General features: G+C 70.9%; 18 protein-coding genes and 2 tRNA genes. 14 read left to right on the top strand and 6 right to left on the bottom strand.

Annotated features, from left to right (window positions below):
- Window positions 1–37: 37 nt before the first annotated feature.
- Complete coding sequence (locus tag D8896_RS02065; RefSeq protein ID WP_121820403.1) at window positions 38–757, top strand: sugar phosphate isomerase/epimerase family protein; 720 nt, start codon at window positions 38–40, stop codon at window positions 755–757.
- A gap of 104 nt (window positions 758–861) precedes the next feature.
- Window positions 862–2,208: a DNA primase DnaG gene (gene dnaG, locus D8896_RS02060; RefSeq protein ID WP_121820402.1), complete on the top strand. Its 1,347-nt coding sequence runs from the start codon at window positions 862–864 to the stop codon at window positions 2,206–2,208.
- 37 nt (window positions 2,209–2,245) lie between these two features.
- Here dnaG and D8896_RS02055 read toward each other — a convergent pair whose 3' ends face one another.
- Window positions 2,246–2,692, bottom strand: coding sequence for a GNAT family N-acetyltransferase (locus tag D8896_RS02055; RefSeq protein ID WP_121820401.1), 447 nt, complete (start codon window positions 2,690–2,692; stop codon window positions 2,246–2,248).
- Window positions 2,689–4,029, bottom strand: coding sequence for a DUF92 domain-containing protein (locus D8896_RS02050; RefSeq protein ID WP_121820400.1), 1,341 nt, complete (start codon window positions 4,027–4,029; stop codon window positions 2,689–2,691). Before D8896_RS02050 ends, D8896_RS02055 begins: the two co-directional genes overlap by 4 nt.
- A 103-nt stretch (window positions 4,030–4,132) precedes the next feature.
- Here D8896_RS02050 and D8896_RS02045 point away from each other — a divergent pair, with 103 nt between their 5' ends.
- The gene (locus tag D8896_RS02045; protein ID WP_121820399.1) at window positions 4,133–4,741 is read left to right on the top strand and encodes an undecaprenyl diphosphate synthase family protein; all 609 of its coding nucleotides are present in this window, start codon (window positions 4,133–4,135) and stop codon (window positions 4,739–4,741) included.
- Window positions 4,742–4,860: 119 nt separating this feature from the next.
- Here D8896_RS02045 and uppS read toward each other — a convergent pair whose 3' ends face one another.
- A complete protein-coding gene (gene uppS / locus D8896_RS02040) occupies window positions 4,861–5,805 on the bottom strand; it encodes a polyprenyl diphosphate synthase (protein WP_121820398.1) in 945 nt (314 codons plus the stop codon).
- Between the two features lie 124 nt (window positions 5,806–5,929).
- Here uppS and D8896_RS02035 point away from each other — a divergent pair, with 124 nt between their 5' ends.
- The 7 genes from D8896_RS02035 (at window position 5,930) to D8896_RS02005 (ending at window position 11,230) form a co-directional block, all read left to right on the top strand.
- The gene (locus D8896_RS02035) at window positions 5,930–6,124 is read left to right on the top strand and encodes a cold-shock protein (protein ID WP_121820397.1); all 195 of its coding nucleotides are present in this window, start codon (window positions 5,930–5,932) and stop codon (window positions 6,122–6,124) included.
- Window positions 6,125–6,331: 207 nt separating this feature from the next.
- A complete protein-coding gene (locus D8896_RS02030) occupies window positions 6,332–6,730 on the top strand; it encodes a DUF5778 family protein (RefSeq protein ID WP_121820396.1) in 399 nt (132 codons plus the stop codon).
- Between the two features lie 69 nt (window positions 6,731–6,799).
- On the top strand, window positions 6,800–7,864 hold the full coding sequence (gene ahbB, locus D8896_RS02025) for a siroheme decarboxylase subunit beta (protein WP_121820395.1): 1,065 nt from the start codon (window positions 6,800–6,802) through the stop codon (window positions 7,862–7,864).
- 22 nt (window positions 7,865–7,886) lie between these two features.
- Window positions 7,887–8,543 carry a precorrin-2 dehydrogenase/sirohydrochlorin ferrochelatase family protein gene (locus D8896_RS02020; RefSeq protein WP_121820394.1) on the top strand — a complete coding sequence of 219 codons (657 nt, stop codon included), beginning with the start codon at window positions 7,887–7,889 and terminating at the stop codon, window positions 8,541–8,543.
- Window positions 8,543–9,883, top strand: coding sequence for a glutamyl-tRNA reductase (hemA, locus tag D8896_RS02015; protein WP_121820393.1), 1,341 nt, complete (start codon window positions 8,543–8,545; stop codon window positions 9,881–9,883). The genes D8896_RS02020 and hemA overlap by 1 nt, the downstream gene beginning before the upstream one ends.
- Before the next feature lie 61 nt (window positions 9,884–9,944).
- On the top strand, window positions 9,945–10,232 hold the full coding sequence (locus D8896_RS02010) for a 4a-hydroxytetrahydrobiopterin dehydratase (RefSeq protein WP_121820392.1): 288 nt from the start codon (window positions 9,945–9,947) through the stop codon (window positions 10,230–10,232).
- A 98-nt stretch (window positions 10,233–10,330) separates the two neighbouring features.
- Window positions 10,331–11,230 (top strand): mechanosensitive ion channel family protein, encoded by a 900-nt coding sequence (locus D8896_RS02005; RefSeq protein WP_121820391.1) that lies wholly within the window; start codon window positions 10,331–10,333, stop codon window positions 11,228–11,230.
- Between the two features lie 60 nt (window positions 11,231–11,290).
- On the opposite strand, the gene D8896_RS02000 is transcribed toward D8896_RS02005, so the two are convergent.
- Together D8896_RS02000 and D8896_RS01995 are read right to left on the bottom strand one after the other, a co-directional pair.
- Window positions 11,291–11,362, bottom strand: a tRNA-Thr gene (locus D8896_RS02000).
- Window positions 11,363–11,423: 61 nt separating this feature from the next.
- Window positions 11,424–12,095 carry a DUF7114 family protein gene (locus tag D8896_RS01995; RefSeq protein ID WP_121820390.1) on the bottom strand — a complete coding sequence of 224 codons (672 nt, stop codon included), beginning with the start codon at window positions 12,093–12,095 and terminating at the stop codon, window positions 11,424–11,426.
- Between the two features lie 60 nt (window positions 12,096–12,155).
- On the opposite strand from D8896_RS01995, the gene D8896_RS01990 reads away from it, so the two are divergent.
- Together D8896_RS01990 and D8896_RS01985 are read left to right on the top strand one after the other, a co-directional pair.
- Window positions 12,156–12,842, top strand: a complete 687-nt coding sequence (locus D8896_RS01990; protein WP_121820389.1) for an enoyl-CoA hydratase/isomerase family protein — start codon at window positions 12,156–12,158, stop codon at window positions 12,840–12,842.
- Window positions 12,843–12,867: 25 nt separating this feature from the next.
- Complete coding sequence (locus D8896_RS01985; RefSeq protein ID WP_121820388.1) at window positions 12,868–13,470, top strand: hypothetical protein; 603 nt, start codon at window positions 12,868–12,870, stop codon at window positions 13,468–13,470.
- Between the two features lie 37 nt (window positions 13,471–13,507).
- Here D8896_RS01985 and D8896_RS01980 read toward each other — a convergent pair whose 3' ends face one another.
- On the bottom strand, window positions 13,508–14,305 hold the full coding sequence (locus tag D8896_RS01980; RefSeq protein WP_121820387.1) for an NAD+ synthase: 798 nt from the start codon (window positions 14,303–14,305) through the stop codon (window positions 13,508–13,510).
- 294 nt (window positions 14,306–14,599) lie between these two features.
- Here D8896_RS01980 and D8896_RS01975 point away from each other — a divergent pair.
- Both D8896_RS01975 and D8896_RS01970 read left to right on the top strand, forming a co-directional pair.
- Window positions 14,600–14,670 (top strand) — tRNA-Gly (locus tag D8896_RS01975).
- Between the two features lie 395 nt (window positions 14,671–15,065).
- The gene (locus D8896_RS01970) at window positions 15,066–15,968 is read left to right on the top strand and encodes an ROK family protein (protein ID WP_121820386.1); all 903 of its coding nucleotides are present in this window, start codon (window positions 15,066–15,068) and stop codon (window positions 15,966–15,968) included.
- Window positions 15,969–15,986: the final 18 nt, after the last annotated feature.

Here is a 15,986-nt window from a genome sequence, read left to right as displayed (position 1 = left end):
GCCGGGTTATTTGCGGCTCCCGACCGACGCGACAGGTATGCGAACTGCCATTCAGCTGTACACGCTTCGCCACGTCGAGGCGTCGACGCCGGAACTGCTCGCCCGGGTCGGCAACACGGCGCTCGACGGCGTCGAGTTCGCCGGCGCGCCGGGCGACGACGCACCGGCGGCGCTCGACGACGCCGGGCTGTCGGCGGCCGCCGCACACGTCGGGATCGAGGAACTGGAGGAGGACGTACAGTCCGTCGCCGCGGCCTGCGACGCCGCGGGCTGCAACACGGTCGTCGTCCCGTACGTCGACCCGTCGGGCTTCGAGTCCGCGGCGGCCGTCGAGGAGACGGCGCACCGGCTCACCGCCGTCGGCGACGCGCTGGCGGACCGGGGACTTCGGCTCGCCTACCACAACCACGACCACGAGTTCACTGACCTCGGCGACAGGACGGCGTTCGACCTGCTGGTCGAGACGCTCGGCGACGCCGTCGCGATAGAACTCGACCTCGGCTGGGCGCTGGCCGCCGGCGCGGATCCGGTCGCCCTGCTCTCCCGGATCGAGAGCGTGCCGCTGGTCCACCTGAAGGACGTGGATGCGGACTCGCGGACGCCGGTGGAACTGGGCGAGGGCGACCTCGACGTCGGGGCCTGCGTCGAGGCGGCCCGCGACGCCGGCGTCGAGTGGCTGGTGTACGAACACGACGACCCGGCCGACCCGCTGTCGTCGCTGGCACACGGGGCCGCGGCGCTCGACGAACGCCAGTAGCCCGGCGGGCGACGACAACTATTTCAACCGGCACCCGCCATGTATTTATGGTCCATGGCTACACATGGCATCACCATTCAGCCCGTCACCCGGGCAGTTCACCAATGGAAGATACATCGAAATATCTCATTCACGCGGAGATCAGCGCCGACGGGGTGGTAGAGCGGAGTGACGTCGTCGGTGCGATCTACGGTCAGACGGAGGGCCTCCTCGGCGACGACCTCGACCTCAGAGGGTTACAGCAGTCCTCGAAGGTCGGTCGCATCGAGGTGGAGATAGCGAGCGAGGGCGGCCGGTCGACCGGCACGGCCACCATCGCGACGAGCCTCGACAGGGTCGAGACCGCCACGCTCGCGGCCTCGCTGGAGACGCTCACCCGCATCGGCCCGTGCGAGGCGACCCTGGAGATCACCGACATCGAGGACGTGCGCGCGGCCAAGCGCCGGTGGGTCGTGGAGCGAGCCCAGGAACTCCTCCAGGAGTCGTTCGACGAGGGCGTGATGACCAGCGAGGAGATACTCGACGAGGTCAGGGAGAGCGTTCGCGTCGCCGACATCACCGAGTACGAGGGCCAGCCGGCCGGTCCCCACGTCGCCGACAGCGACGCCGTCGTCGTCGTCGAGGGGCGGTCGGACGTGCTGACGCTGCTGCGGTACGGCATCAAGAACGCCGTCGCGGTCGACGGCACCGACGTGCCCGACGCCGTCGGCGACCTCACGGCCGAGCGGACGGTCACCGCCTTCCTCGACGGCGACCGCGGCGGCCACCTCATCCTGCGCGAACTGGCGCAGGTGGGCGAGGTCGACTACGTCGCCTTCGCCCCCGAGGGGAAGTCCGTCGAGGACCTCTCCCGGGAGGAGGCCTTCGCCGCCCTCCGCGAGAAGACGCCGTACGCCTCGGTCGCGAACCGCGCGGACCCCGGCGACGCCGGCGAACCCGTCGCCACCGACGGAAGCCAGTCGCCCTCCCCGCCGACCGCGGACGTGTCCGACGGCCCGCAGTCCCCCGAAACCCCCGACTCGCCGGCGGGGGCGGGCGACGGCGGCGACGCCGCGGAGCCGCTTCGCCGCGGCGCGGCCGACGAGACCGGAAGCGATGCAGGGACCGCCGCGACGACCGACGACCCGACCGCATCGGGCGACGCCGACGCGCTCCCCGAAACGCTCCGCGACCACGTCGCCGACGTGATCGACGGCGAGCGGGGCATCGTCCGGTTACTGGACGGCGACGCCGAACCGATCGCGGAGGCTCCCGCCGACGCGGCCCGCGACGCGGTCGCCGACGCCGAGAACGTCCCCGAGACCGTCGTCCTCGACGGCGTCGTCAGCCAGCGCCTCGCCGACGTGGCGGCCGACCGCGGCGTCGGGACGGTCGTCGGCCGCGAACTCGGCGACTTCACGAAGCGCCCCACCGGCGTTCGGGTCCACGCAGCCGCCGACATCGCGCTGTAGCCGTCCCGGGAAACGTCCCCGCGGGAACCGCCGGCGGTTACAGCGACCGTCGGAGCAGCACCGCCGTCCCGCCGTTCTCGTAGTATCCGTCGACCCGCTCGCGTTCCTCGAACCCGAACTCGGCGTACAGCGTCCGTGCCGCGTCATTGTCCGGTTCGACGGCGATCTCGACCGCGGTCGCGCCCGCGTCGCGGAGCCGCGGGAGCGCGGCCGCGAGGAGCCGCCGGCCCCGCCCCTCCCGACGGTATGCGGGGGCGACGACGAGTTCGGCGAGGTGGGCCGGGTCCGGGCCGGTCGTCGCGAGGAGGTAGCCGACCGGCGTTCCGGTCGCGCCCGGATCGGCTGCGGGGGCGTCCGGGACGGAGACGAGGACGACGCCGGGACCGTCGATACTCGCCGCGAGCAACTTCGGCGACGATTCGGGGAGCAGCGACTGAAGCACGCCGAGGACGGGCAGGTCTGCGGCCGTCGCGGCTCGGATCACGCGACCGCGGGAACACCCGCGACGACCGCCAGCCCCGCCCCGACGACCGCCCCCGAGAGGGTCGCGAGGAAGTTGACGCTCTGGTTGCCGAGGCGGCCGCCCTCTACCGTCGCCCCGAGCAGGCTGTCGACGGTCATCCCGGCGACGCCCGCCACGAGGACGACGCCGCCGCCGGCCGTCCCGACCGTGTCGAGCAGCCCGACGGCGATGAGCGCGATCACCGACGCGCCGGCAAAGCCGGCCACCTCGCCCTGCCAGGTGACGCCGCCGTCGGTCCCCGGATCGACCGGTTCGAGGGTCGTTATCAGTCGCGGGCGGTCGAACACGCCGCCGATCTCGCTGGAGAGGGTGTCGCTCATCGCCGTCGACACCGACCCCGCGAACGCGTACACGAACGGGAGCGCCTCGACGCGAACGCCCCCGGCGACGGCGAGTTCGAAGGGGGCGGCGGCGTAGCCGAGGACGGCCGCCAGCGCCACGGCGGCATTGCTGAACACGTTGGCGCTGCCGCGGGCCCCCTCGTTCTCCTCGGCGACGCCGCGTTGCTCCTTCTCCTCGTACCGGAACTTCGTCGAGAGGCCGCCGATACCGAAGAAGGCGATGATGACGGCGAACCAGCCGATCCCGCCGAGGACGACCGTCAGCAGGCCGAGGAACACGCCCGAGAGCATCCCCGAGACGGAGGCGGTGTCGAGCGCGTAGGAGGCGTAGCCGACCGCAACCGTCACCGCGAGGGCGACGCCGACCTCCGTCGCGGTGACCGGTTCGGTCAGCGCCCACAGGAACCACAGGAGGAAGCCGACCGAGAGCAACACGAGGGGGTCGTCACGCTCGAAGAAGACGGCCCGGAGCAGCGCGCCCAGCAGCGCGGCGCTGGTCGCCAGAAACACGGCGGTGGGCGGCGACGGCGACGCGGTCCCGCCCAGCGCCGCGGCGGCGGCGATCCCGACACCACAGCCGAGGGTCCCGCCGCCGACGAAGCCGACCGCGTCGGCGAACGGGCCGGGCCAGCGGCCCCCGAACAGTTGGGCGACGAGGTTGCCGTAGCACAGGCAGAGGACGGCCCCGACGAAGGCCAGGGCGGGGATCGCCGTGACCGCCGAGAGGAGGCCGAGCCCGGTGGCGGCGAGCGAGAAGCCGATCAGCCCGTTGAGCCGGCCCTCCTCCCGGTCGCCCGGCCGGGCGAACAGGTCGAACACGGGGCCGTCGTCGACGACGGCGGCGAGTGCGGCGACGGCGGCGAAGGGGAGCGCGGCCGCCGCCCCGAGCAGCGGTGCGGCCAGCGCGATGCTCCCGACGGCAGCGAACCCGGCCGCTCGCCGCACTGTCGATGTCACGTTACCGCGTCCGTTTGTAGGTAGGTTACTTAACCTTCCCGAAGCCAACGGGCGACGGCGTCGACCCGTGCGTTTTAGTCGGGTCGCCGGAAAACGTCGTGCCGTGGGACTGTACGACCGCTATCTCGCCGCCCGCCTCCGGCTTGCCGACTATCAGCGCCCCGACCACGTCGCGGTCGTCATCACGGAGCGCGACCTGCTGGAACAGGGCGCGTACGACACGCTGGAGGACGCGTTCTCGTGGGCGTTCGAGTACGGGGCCGAGCGCGTCACCGTCCCCGTCAGCGTCCTCGACGAGGCCGCCGTCCCGACGCTGAAGCGGCAGTTCGACGACATCGACGCCCCGCATCCGGTCGACGTTCGCGGCCCGGACGACGACGAGCCCGCCGACGCGCCGATTCAGGTGAGCATCGGCCTCGGCGGGAAACACGAGTTCACGCACGCGGTGCGGGGGCTCGCCGAGGAGGTCGAGGACGGCGACCTGGACCCCGACGACATCGAGGCCGAGGATATCGAGGACCGACTCGTCTTCCCGGAGGAGCCGGACCTCGTGATCAAGACCGGGGCCGAGCGGCTCTCGGATTTCATGATCTGGCAGTCCGTCTACTCGGAGCTGTACTTCACCGACGTGAACTGGCGGGACTTCCGGAAGCGGGACTACCTGCGCGCGCTCCGGGAGTTCGGCGAGCGGAACAGGCGGTTCGGCCGATAGGCCGAACGCCGCCGGGGAGTGCAACGGACCGGCGGAAGTTCGGACGGTAGTCCAAACGTCGTCAGGGAGCGAGCTTCGGCGAGCGGACTGACGGAAATTCGGCCGCTAGTCGACTGCGTTCAGTCCGCCGCCCGCAGTTCCTCGTCCTCGGCCGCGACCTCGTCGGCAACTTCGTCGACGGTCGAGCGCTCGCCGCTCGGGAGCGAGTCGCGGAACCGCCGGACGACGCTGCGCGCCTCGTCGAGTTCGACGCCACCCAGCGCTCGCAGGAGCGCGAGACCGCGTCGCGCACGCGTGCGCCGCCACGAGCGCTCGCGGTGTTCGTACGTCCGGATGCCCCGGAGGAAATCGACGCGGGAGAACTCCGGCCAGTAGGGCGCACAGAAGAACACGGCGGCCTCGTTGCCGTTGGCGTGCCACGGGAGGAAGTTGCTCGTCCGCTCGTCGCCGCCGGTCCGGATGATGAGGTCCACGTCGCGGACAGGACGGCCGTACAGGCGCTCCTCGACGGTCTCGACGTCCACGTCGTTCGGGTCGAGGTCGCCGGCGTCGACGTCGGCCGCCACGCTCCGGGCCGCCGACAGCAGCTCCTCGCGGCCGCCGTAGGCCAGCGCGATGTTCAGCACGAACTCGTCGTACTCCCGCGTCCGGTCCTCCGTGTACGCGACCGCCTCGCGCACGCGCTCGGGCAGGCGGTCCACGTCGCCGAGCGCGCGGATGCACACCTCCTCCTCGTGGACGCGGTCGGCGTCGGCGAACTCGTACAGCTTCTCCTCCAGCAGGTCGAACAGCGTCTCCTGCTGCTCCGGCGGCCGGTTGAAGTTCTCCGTCGAGAAGGCGTACAGCGTGAGTTCGTCGATGCCGAGATCCGAACACCAGTCGAGAACCCGTTCGGTCGTCTGTGCGCCGGCGCGGTAGCCGTCGTCCGTGTCCGCACCTTGCTTTTCCGCGTATCGGCGGTTGCCGTCCTGAATGACGGCGACGTGGGAGGGCGTACCGGACACCTCGCGTTCCAGCAGCCGCTCGTAGGCGGCGTCGGCGCGCTCGCGGAGGCGAGACAGCATGCTCGACTACGATGACGGTGGCGGGCATCATGTGTCTTGTGTGTCGTGCTGTCACGTACGGCGGCCACGCTCGCCGGGGCGAGTCGCATGGCTTATATGCACGGGGCGATTCTGGAGAGTTGCAATGGCGAAAGGTACGGTCGACTTCTTCAACGACACGGGCGGTTACGGTTTCATTGACAGCGAGGACTCCGAGGAAGACGTGTTCTTCCACATGGAGGACGTCGGCGGTCCTGACCTGGAGGAAGGTCAGGAAGTCGAGTTCGACATCGAGCAGGCCGACAAGGGCCCGCGCGCGACGAACCTCGAGCGTCTGTAAACCGGCTATTCGGAGACGGCTTCGGCCGTTATCCAGCCCACACGAATCCGGGCGCTGTCAGGCGGTGCGGTGACGCGCATCTACGGGGGGCAACCCTCTCGCAGTCCGCCCGTGCACCGTTTCTACATTCTTTCAACGCGACAAGCGACGGGTCCGCGCGTCGACGAAGCAGGTAGCATAAGGGACCGCGAGCCATCGGTTCGGCTAATGGCCGAAGCTCTGGACGACGACCTGTACCGGCGGACGAAACAGCTCCTCGAACCCGGCGAGATCGAACTGAACGGCGCGGTCGTCCACACCGGGATCGAGTCGCAGGACGACATCGCGATGACACAGGCGACGATCGACGTGGGCGAGATCATCGCCGGGCACGCGACCGACGCCGAGACGTACGTCTACTCCGGCTCCGACGACCCCGAGTTCGCGTCGAACCAGCATCAGGGGCGGACGCTGGACGGCGACGAGTTCGTCTGGGAGTGCCAGCAGCTCCTGCGCGAGGGGACGTACGACGTGGTGTTCTACTACGAGGCCAGCGCCGACCAGGAGGCCATTCTGGCGGACATCCGCGAGCAGGGGTTCGACGTGACGGGCGTTCGCGGCGACTAGGGCCGACTGCCGCCCGGCGAGCCGTCCCGCCTCGCATCGCTTATACGCGCCCGGTCCCGAGTACCGGCTATGAGCAGGACGGACGCCGATCTGGACGAGCGGGACCGCGCCGTCGTCAACGCCTTTCAGGGCGGCTTTCCGGTCGTCTGCGACCCGTTCGAGCCGGCGGCCGCGGCGCTCCGCGAGCGGGGCGTCGACGTGGACGGCGACGAACTGCTGGCGCGGGTCCGCGACCTCGACGAGCGGGGCGTGCTGACCCGGTTCGGGCCGCTGATAAACGCGGCAGAGATCGGCGGGACGGCAACCCTCGTCGCCATGCACGCGCCCGAGGACCGCTTCGACGAGGTCGCCGAGACGGTCAACGCCCACCGCGAGGTGGCCCACAACTACGAGCGCGAGCATCCTCACCTCAACATGTGGTTCGTCGTGAGCGTTGCGGACAAGGCTCACGTCGAGGAGGTGCTGTCCGAGATCGAGGCCGAAACGGGACAGGAGACGTACAACCTCCCAAAACAGCGAGAGTTCCGCGTCGAGGCGAAGTTCTACGTCGACGGGCCGATCCCCGACGGCGACGTGGACCTGTCTCACCTCGGGCCGGACGTGACGCCGACCGACGCGGCGACGCTGACGCCCGCCGAGCGCGACCTGGTCGTCGAGATCCAGGACGGCCTCCCGGTCACCGCGACGCCGTACCGCGACGTTGCCGACGCGGTCGGCGCGGACGTCGAGTGGGTGCTGGAGACGATCAAGCGGTTCGACGCCGAGGGGAAGATCCGGCGGGTCGGCGTCATCCCGACGCACTACGCGCTCGGGTACACGGAAAACGGGATGACGGTGTGGGACGTGCCCGACGACGTGGTCGACGAGGTCGGCCCCGAGATCGCGTCGCTTCCCTTCGTCACGCACTGCTACCGTCGGCCGCGCCACGAGGGCGTGTGGCCGTACAACTTCTTCGCCATGACCCACGGCCGGAGCGAGGAAGAGAGCGACCGACGGGTCGAGCAGGTGCGCGAGCGGATGGCCGAGTTCTGGGACGTGGGCGACGAGGACTGGGACACGCTGTTCTCGACGCGCATCCTGAAGAAGACGGGCATCCGCATCGACGAGCGCGCGACCGCGAACACGGCCGAATGACCCCGTCACCCGCCACCACCGCATGATCCCGCTACTTCACGACTTCACCGGCGCGACCGTGCTCGTGTTCGGCGGCGGCCCCGTCGCCGCGCGGAAGGCGCGCAAGTTCGCCCGCGAGGCCCGTGTCGTCGTCGTGAGCCCCGGCTTCGCCGAGCGCGACTTCGGCGGAGCCGAGCGGGTGCGGGCTGCCCCCTCGCCCGACGACGTGGACGGCTGGGTCGAGCGCTTCGACCCGGCGCTGGTCGTCGCCGCGACCGACGACGAGACGGTGAACGCGGCGGCCGCCGACGCCGCCCGGGCGGCCGGCGCGCTGGTCAACCGGACCGACCGGCACGGCGACCGCGAGGTCGGCAGCGTGGTCGTCCCCGCGACCGTCCGTGATGACCCGGTCGTCGCCGCCGTCGCGACGGGCGGGACCGCACCGGCCCTGAGCAAGCACCTCCGCGAGCGGATCGAGGGCGAGATAGACGGGGCCGGCGAACTGGCCGACCTGGTCGGCGACCTCCGCGAGGAGTTACAGGCAGCGGACGTGCCACCGGCGGAACGGCGGGACGCCGTCCGGACCGTCGTCCGCTCGTCGGCCGTTTGGAAGGGTTTACGTAGGGGGGACACCAACCTCCAGCAAGTGGTCCGTGACGTGATCAGTTTCGAGGACGATAGCCCGGGTGATCCGTCGTGATGCCGAGCGACGGCGTTATCGCGGGCGTGAGCGTCTCCCACGAGCACGCCGACGTGGACACGCTCGCCGCCGCCAGCGGCCCGGACCAGCGGACGGTCGTCTCGACCCTCTCCCGGGCCGAGGGCGTCTCGGAGGCGTTCGCCCTCCAGACGTGCAACCGCGTCGAGGCGTACGTCGTGGCGGACGACCCGGCGGCGGGCCGCGCCGCGCTGGACGAGTTCGTCGCGGCCGTCCCCGACGACGCCGCGGTCGAACTCGACCACGAGGGGAGTCTGCGCCACCTCCTCCGTGTCGCCGCCGGGCTCGAATCGCTCGTCCTCGGCGAGGACCAGATCCTCGGCCAGATCCGCACCGCATACGAGGAGGCTCGCGGCGCGGGCGGCATCGGGCCGATGCTGGAGGACGCCGTGACCAAGGCGATCCACGTCGGCGAGCGCGTCCGGACGGAGACGACGATCAACGAGGGCGCGGTGTCGCTCGGCACCGCCGCGGCCAGACTCGCCGACGCCGAAACCGACCTCTCGACGGCGACGGTGCTCGTCGTCGGCGCGGGCGAGATGGGCACGCTCTCGGCTCGCGCGCTCGCGGCCCACGGCGCAGCGGAGATCCTCGTCGCCAACCGGACCGTCCCGCACGCCGAACACGTCGCCAAGGAGGTCGACGCGGACGCGAGGGCGATCGCGCTGCCGGGCGTCACGGCGGCGGCCGACCGCGCCGATGTGGTCGTCACCGCGACGGCGAGCGACGACCGCGTGCTCGACGCCGCCGACCTCGCCGACGCCGGCGAGACCGTCGTCGTCGACCTCGCACAGCCCCGGGACGTGTCGCCGGCGGCGGACGACATCGACGCGGTCGCGGTGTACGACCTCGACGCGCTGGAGTCGGTGACCGACGAGACCCGACAGCAACGCCGGGCGGCCGCCGACCGCGCCGAGACGATGATAGACGAGGAGTTCGACCGCCTGCTGGACCAGTACAAGCGCAAGCGGGCCGACGAGGTCATCGCCGCCATGTACGAGAGCGCCGAGCGCGTCAAGGCCCGCGAGGTGTCGACCGCGGTGTCCCAGCTGGAGGCCGAGGGCGACCTCACCGAGGAGCAACGCGAGATAGTCGAGTCGCTGGCCGACTCGCTCGTCGGGCAGTTGCTCGCCGCGCCGACCAAGAGCCTCCGGGAGGCCGCCGCCGACGACGACTGGACGACGATCCACACCGCGCTACAGCTGTTCGACCCCGAGTTCGGCGGGGAGGCGGACGGGCCGCCCGCCGCCGACGCGATGCCGGACGAGTTCCCGGACGACCTCCCGGCGGACGCCCCGGTCGGCTCGTTCGACGACGACTGACCACCGCGGTCGTACCGCCGGCGGGGCAACCGTTTTCACCCTGCGTTCGGTTACTCCGTGCATGGCAGAGCTACTTTCGGACGAGGAGATCGAGACACAGCTCCCCGAGGAGTGGCACCGTGAGGGCGACGAGGTCGTCCGGACCTACGAGTTCGACGACTACCTCCGCGGCGTCAACTTCGCACAGCTCGTCGGCGAGATCGCCGAGGCGGAGTTCCACCACCCCGAGATCCGGATCGGCTACAAGGAGGTCGAAGTTCGCTTCACCAGCCACGAGGAAGGCGGGATCACCGACCAGGACGTCCACATGGCGGAGCTGGTCGAGTCCGAGTCGGGCCACGAAGAGTAGCGGCCACGGTACGTCGGCCCGCCGACCGGGACCGCCGCCACGCCGGCAGCCCGACTGCACCGTGGGGGTTTTAGCGCCTCCCCGCCCGTGCGTCCCGTGTGCAACCGGATCACCTCCTCGCGGCCGGAGTCGCCGTGTTCCAGACCGGGGCGACGGAGTTCGTCGGGGCGTATCAGGACGACCTCCGGAGCGTCGTTGTCTTCCTCGGGACGCTGGTGGGCGTGTACCTCCTCGGCCGGATCGTGCTGTTGCCGCCGCTCGTCCGGGCGGTTCGCGCCCGGAACCCGAACAATCCGACCGTGGTCGAGGCGATCGAACTCTACCTCGGGGTGGGCTTCGTCGTCGTCGGCATCCCCATCGCGGTTCAGGCGGCGGGGCTCGGCGGTGTCGCCGCCGGGTCGGGCATCGTTCTGGCCGCCGCGACGCTGGCGCTCGGCGTCGCCGGGCAGGAGGTGATCGGGAACCTCGTCAGCGGGGTGTTCCTCGTCGCCGACCCGGATTTCAACGTCGACGACTACATCGTGTGGGACGAGACGGAGGGGACGGTCGAGGAGATCGACCTCCGGGTCACCCGGGTGCGGACGCCCGGCGGCGAGGTCGTCGTCGTACCGAACACGATGCTGACGAGCACGGCGATCACCCGCCCGTTCGCGCGGGACCGGTACCGGGTCGAGGAATCGCTCACCGTGGCGTACTCCGAGCCCATCGACGAGGTCCGGGGGATGTTACTGGACGTTGCCGCCGCGGACCCACGGACCCTCGACGACCCGGCACCGGCGGTCCACGTCACGGAACTGGGCGGGTCGGCGGTCGAGGTGACGGTCTGGTTCTGGGTCGGCGACCCCACGGACGTCGACATCGCGAGCCTCCGGACGGAGTACCGAACCGAAGCCAAGCAGCGACTGCTCGACGCCGGCGTCGCCGTCGCGCCCGCGAACCCCCAGGACCTCTCGGGACGGGTCACGGTGGAGACGGACGACCGACCGGACGACAGGTGAGACGGCTGCAGCGGGGTGTGTCGAACGGGACCGCGAGGAAGCATCGAGGTGAACGCGGAAAGCCTAGGCCGGGATTTGAACCCGGGCTCTCGTCCTTACCAAGGACGCGCTTTACCGCTAAGCTACCCAGGCGCGTTCGCGTCCCTCCCTTGTCCGGGTTTATCTTTAGGCGTTTCGATCCGTCCCGCCGCCGTCAGCGATCCGAGGCCGACTGTGGGACGCCGTCGGAGCCGCCACCCTCGGTCGCGTTCGCACCGATACCGAGGTCGCCGGGGGAGTCCGGTAGCGCGTCCGCGGCCGGCGGGAGCGGCGGCTCGCGGTTCTCGAACAGCGCGGCCGCGGTGTCCAGCGCGGCGGCGGAGGGGGCGATGCCGACCGCGGTCGTGCCGGCCGTGGTCGCCAGTTCGAGCACGTTCCGTTCGAGCGAGCCGTCGAGTGCGACCGTATCCGCCCCGGGAGCGCGGGCGAGCGTCTCGTCCCGACCGAACGCACGGACCGTCTCGACGGCTTTCCCGGCGGCGTCGGTCCTGGCGAGCAGGTAGAAGCCGCGGGCGACGAGCACGTCGGCGGCGAGCACGTCGAGGTTCGGATCGGTGTGGTCCTCGCGGTCGGCCCAGGGTTCCTCGCGCGAGAGTTCGCGAGTGAGCCGGAGCCCGTCGTAGATGAGCTGGACGCCGGCCGCGCGGTCGGCGACGCTGTCGAGTTCGACGCTCTCGTCGGCGGCCCGCGCGCTCAGCAGCGCGAGCGCACCGGGGAGCATCGAGGCGTCGGCAAGCAGGTCGTCGATGACGGTCCGGAGGCGCTCGGGACCGATGTCCCGAACGGCATCGCGGGCCGCGCGCCGGCACATGGCGGCCTCTTCCATCACTGCGAGCTAGCGGTGGCAGGGGCAAAGACCTTTGGAAACAAGCCCCCACGCGGTGGCATGATCGAATCGACTGCGGACGGCCGGATCACGACCGTCACGCTGGCCCGTCCGGAGCGGCGCAACGCCCTCACGCCGGCCGGCCTCGACGAGCTGCGAGCGGCCGTCACCGACGCCGCGACGCCCGTCGTCTCCCTCCGCGGGGCCGGCGAGGCGTTCTGCGCCGGGGCGGACCTGAACGTGGTCGATGAGCTGGACGGCGACGGGGCGGCGGCGCTGGCACGGCGCGGCCAGCGGACCGCGACCGCGATCGCGGAGAGCGACAGCGTCGTCGTGGCGGGGGTCGACGGGGCGGCCCGGGGCGGCGGGATGGAGCTGGCGCTGGCCTGCGACCTCCGGGTGGCGACGCCAGCGGCGACGTTCGCCGAGCCTGGCGTCGAGTTCGGCCTGTTCGGCGCGTGGGGCGGGACCGTTCGCCTCCCCCGAATCGTCGACGAGGGCGAGGCGATGGACCTGGCGCTCTCCGGGCGGGTCGTCGACGCCGCCGAAGCGCGGGAGATGGGGCTGGTGTCGCGCGTCGTCGAGGAGCCGCTGGCGGTCGCCGAGGAGGTTGCGGGCAACGACCCGGCCGCGCTCGCGGCCGTCAAAGAGCGTCTGCGCGACGACGCCGACACCGGGACGCGCGAGGAGCGCGAGGTCGCCGCCTTCGCCGACCTCGCCTCGAACCGCCGGAGTCGCAAGGGTTAGGTGCGCGTTGTCCCTGACGGAAACCATGGACGAGTGCGACCACTGCGGGGCGTCGTTCGACGAGGAGGACGCCTACCTCCGACACCTCCGCGACGAGCACCCCGACGAACTGACCCGCATCGAACGGCGGCGGGTCGACGACCTCGACGACGGCGACGGCGGGATCCCGACGATGGCGGTGGTCGGCGCGGGGGTCGTCGGCGTGCTGATCGCCGGCGCGCTCGCGTACGTCCTGCTCGCGGGCGGGAGCGGTCCGAGCGCCGACGCGGAGATAACGCCCCACGACCTGCGGAGCGTCCACTACCACGGGACGATGAACGTCACGATCGACGGCCAGACGCTCGATTTTAGTCAGGACCAGTATCAGCTACAGGACGACTACTTCCACTACGAGGGCGGCGACGGAAGCCGCTGGCACGTTCACGGACAGGACGTGAGTCTGGAGTACGGCCTCGCCACGCTCGGCATCGAGGTGACCGAGGACTCGGTGACCTTCGACGGCACAACCTACGAGGACGGCGACGACGGTACGAACGTCACGATCACGGTCAACGGGGAGTCGGTCGACCCTGCACAGTACGTCCTCCAGCGCGGCGATCAGGTGCGAGTGATCGTCACCACGTCGTAGCGCTGGACGACGCCGACCCGGACGGAGTGAAGTCCTATTACGGCGCAGGCTCGTCCGGCGCGGGCGGCATCGACCGCTTGTGTGCGCTTTGCCGGTACAGCTCTCGGACGCGTTCTATCGTCGCCTCCTCGACGCCCAGCTCGCGCCGGGTCGAATCCGCCGACAGCGGCCCCTCGATGTGGAGCGCGAGGATGGCGTCCAGGGTGTCGTAGCCGACGCCCATCTCGCCCTCGTCCGTCTGGTCCGCCCACAGCCCCGCGGTCGGCGGCTTCGTGACGATGCCCTCGGGGACGCCGACGGCCGTGGCGAGCTGGCGCACCTGCGCCTTGTAGAGGTTGCCGATGGGGTTGCAGTCGACCGCCTGGTCGCCGTACTTCGTGAAGTAGCCCGCCATCGCCTCGCTCCGGTTGCCCGTGCCGAGCACGAGCCGGTTCTCGTGGTTCGCGACGAGGTAGTTCAGCACCGCCCGGACCCGCGCTCGGCTGTTCCCGACCGCGACCTCGTCGCCCGCCGCGTCGGGGTACGCGTCGAGCAGCGTGTCGACGACCGGTTCGATCTCGACCACGTCGTAGTCGATGCCGAGCTTTTCGGCGACGCGCTCGGCGTCGCTCATGTTGTCGTCGCTGCTCACGGTGCCCGGCATGACGAGCCCGTACAGCGCGTCCTCGCCGAGCGCCTCTACGGTGAGATGGGCGACCAGCGAACTGTCGACGCCGCCCGAGAGCCCGAGTACCGCGCCGTCGGCCCCCGCTGTGTCGACGGTGTCCGCGATGAACGAGGTGATGTTCTCCCGGCGAGCCTCCAGTTCCGACTCCGAAAAGCGGAGATCGATCATGGGCGTCCGTAGGGGACGGCGGCCCTAATAGGCACCTGTCACGCGCCAGAAGTGGACGAACGACCACCCGCCCGCGGTGGCTGACGGGTCGGATCGAAGCGCTACGTTCAAGTGTGGCGATAGGGAAGTTGGGGTAAGCGCCAAACACCCGTTACGGGTGTGACGTGCGCCGGTGGTGAGCAAATCCGCAGGATTTGCGAGCCTCGGCGCGCGAGTGAACGGCGTGAACGAGCGCGTCGGTGTTGAGACGGACTACGTCCGTCGATGCACGGCGTGAGTGAATGAAACGAACGAGCGCCGGTGGTCTAGTGGTAGGACATGAGCTTCCCAAGCTCATAGCCCGGGTTCAATTCCCGGCCGGCGCATTTCTGCGACGAGCGGACGCGAGGAGCGAATGCGTTCGCGGGAATTGAATCACGCGAGACGAGCGGAGCGAGTCTCGCCATCGGGTTCAATTCCCGGCCGGCGCATTTCCTGCGAACGACAGTGAGCAGTGAAATCGCCCGCGGGAATTGAGCAAGCGAGTCGCAGCCCCGGACCGGCGCGAAGCGCCGCACGCCCGGAACGTCTCGCCCAGTTCAATTCCCGGCCGGCGCACTCCCTGCGGTCGTTTGCCGCCCGACTTCCCGCTCGCTCCGCTCGCGGGAATCCCGGCCGGCGCATTTTGCCGCGAACAACACGTGAGAGTCGTTTCTGCGCTATGCGGGGACCGGACGAGTCGACGCGGTGATTTTACTAACTGTCGTATCCGTCGACCCGTATGACCAGAGTGGCGGCGGTCGACGTCGGCGGCACGTGGATCCGGGGAGTGGCGGCCGACGCGACGGGACTGCTGGGTGAACCGTGGCGACGGCCGACCGACGACGTGGGATCGCCGGCGGAACTGGCCGACCTGCTCGCGACCGAGTTCGACCGGCCCGTCGACGCCGTCGGCGTCGCCGTGGCGGGGATCCTCCGGGACGACCGCACCGTGATCGACGCCGCGTCGAACTGGGACGGCGACGGCTGGGACCTGCGGCCGGTCGCGGACCGGCTGGACGCCCCGCTGGCGGCCGAGAACGACGGCGACGCGAGCGCGCTGGGGTTGCGGGCGCGAGGCGACGTGGGCGACGACGAGAACGGCGCGTACCTCACGATAAGCACCGGTATCGGGCTGGGCGTCCTCCACCGCGGTCGGCTGATCCGGGGCGCGGAGGGCGGGTTCGTCAACCTCGGCTGGGACGGCCACGTCGTCCACGACGGCGTCCGGAACCCGTGGGAAGGGTACGCCGCCGGCGACCGGATCCCCGAGCGCGTCGCCGAGTGGCTCAGTACGGAGGACCGGGACACCGCCCTGACGGGCGAGGAGGACGCCGCCGCGTTCTTCCGGGCCGTCGACGACGGCGACCCGGTGGCCCGCGACTACTACACCCGGCTCAAGCGGATCAACGCCGCCGGGATCGGGACGGTCACCGACCTGTTCGCGCTCGACCGCGTCGTCGTCGGGGGCGGCGTCGCGGCGAACCACCCCGAGTTCCTCACGTACGACGACGACGTGCACGCCGTCGAGCGGGTCGACCTCGACGACTACTGCGTCACCGGCGCGCCAGAGGTGACGGTGGCGTCGCAGGACGCCAGCCTCGAACTCCACGGAGCAGCGGAGGCGGCACGGGACGTGGCCTGACGGCCGCGGGGGCCGCCC

Source organism: Halostella salina (assembly GCF_003675855.1).
Taxonomy (GTDB): Archaea; Halobacteriota; Halobacteria; order Halobacteriales; family Natronoarchaeaceae; genus Halostella; species Halostella salina.
Note: the sequence above shows the minus strand (reverse complement) of the source record. Positions and strands in the feature narration are given on the sequence as shown.